Source organism: Methylibium sp. T29 (genome assembly GCF_000576205.1).
Taxonomy (GTDB): domain Bacteria; phylum Pseudomonadota; class Gammaproteobacteria; order Burkholderiales; family Burkholderiaceae_C; genus Methylibium; species Methylibium petroleiphilum.
In genome coordinates, this window is the sequence record NZ_AZND01000448.1 from 1 (window position 1) to 1645 (window position 1645).

Annotated in this window: 1 protein-coding gene and 1 pseudogene; one reads left to right on the top strand and one right to left on the bottom strand. The window is 68.6% G+C overall.

Annotation, left to right across the window (positions count from 1 at the left end; all coding sequences use genetic code 11):
• Positions 1–152, bottom strand: a pseudogene (locus x551_RS27835) (oxidoreductase); the annotation flags it as partial.
• Positions 153–407: 255 nt separating this feature from the next.
• On the opposite strand from x551_RS27835, the gene x551_RS21910 reads away from it, so the two are divergent.
• Positions 408–1645 (top strand): sigma 54-interacting transcriptional regulator (locus tag x551_RS21910; RefSeq protein WP_051512285.1); only part of this gene is annotated, 1238 nt, incomplete at its 3' end.

Consider the following 1645-nt stretch of genomic DNA (forward strand, 5'->3'; position numbering starts at 1 on the left):
AGCGAGTACTGCCGCACCATGCCGTTGGGCAGTTCCACGTCGATGTGCGCCCCGGCGTCGAAGGTCGGCAGCGGCCCCCCGTCGGCGCGCCGCAGCACGAAGCTCGCCACGCCCTCGGCCGCCGTCTCGCGTCCGGCCACCGTCACCTCCAACCATCCATCGTTCGTCACTGCGGGTCTCCATGCTCGGCCCGACACTTGCGGCCGGTTCAGGACACGAAGAATTGCAAGCGCGGTGCCATGCCAGCACGGGCTCTCAAGTCCTTGATTCGCTTGCGGTTTTTTGACGAACTCGTGGAAACCCGAGGTTCCGGACCGGGGTCGCAGATTCATCATTTGCGACAACGAGAAAATGCGGATTGCCGCTTTTGACGAACAGGCCGGCCCCGACCGGACCGAGGAGACAGCATGCCCCCCACCACCCACGCGGCGCCATCGGCGACGGTCCGCGCCGACGGACCGGACGACCGTACGCTCACCGAGCACCTGCGTTTCTCGCCCGACGCCGGCCACATCGTGCTGTTCGAGCAGCGCATGCTGCTGATGCACGCGTCGTCGTTCGCCGAGCTGCGGCGCGAGCTCATCGAACAGCTGGGCACCGGCAAGGCGCGCGAGCTGTTCACGCGGCTCGGCTACCAGCAGGGCTTCGAGGACGGCCAGCGCCTGCGCGCCCTGTGCGGCACGGACCGTGACCGCATGCTCGAGCTCGGCCCGCGCCTGCGCGAGATCGAAGGCTTCGTGCGCAACCAGCCGATCGACGCGATGCAGTTCGACCTCGAAGGCGGCGAGTTCTGGGGCGACTACTACTGGACCTCCTCCTGGGAGGCCGAAGCCCACCTCAAGCACTGCGGCGTGTTCGGCGAACCGGCCTGCTGGATGATGGTGGGCTATGCGAGCGGCTGCTGCACCGCCATCCTCGGGCAACCGGTGCTGTGGCGCGAGATCGAGTGCGTGGCGATGGGCCACGAGCGCTGCCGCGTGGTCGGTCGCCCGCTCGCCGCCTGGGACGACCTGAGCGAGCACGAGACCAACTTCCTGAAGATCGAGTCCTTCGTGCGCACGCCACCGAAGGCCCGGCCGACCCGCAGTGCGCCGGCCAAGGTCTGCGTCCCGGGCGAGTTCGACGACTTCGTCGGCACCTCGGCCGGCTTCAACGCGGTGGCCAACCTGGTCCGCCGTGTCGGTGTGACCGACTCCACCGTGCTGTTCCGCGGCGAGAGCGGCGTCGGCAAGGAGCGTTTCGCACGGGCGCTGCATTCGGTCAGCCGCCGGCACGAGCAGCCGATGGTGTCGATCAACTGCGCGGCGATTCCGCCCGATCTGGTGGAATCCGAGCTGTTCGGTGTCGAGAAAGGTGCCTTCACCGGAGCCGACCATTCGCGGCCCGGACGCTTCGAGCGGGCCCACGGCGGCACGCTGTTCCTCGACGAGATAAGCAGCCTGCCGCTGCCGGCGCAGGGCAAGCTGCTGCGCGTGCTGCAGGAGCGCGAGATCGAGCGCGTGGGCGACGTGCGCGTGCGCAAGGTCGACGTGCGACTGGTCGCGGCGTCCAACCGCGACCTGCGCGACGAGGTCGAGGCCGGCCGATTCCGCGAGGACCTGTTCTACCGGCTCAACGTGTTCCCGATCGTCATTCCGCCGCTGCG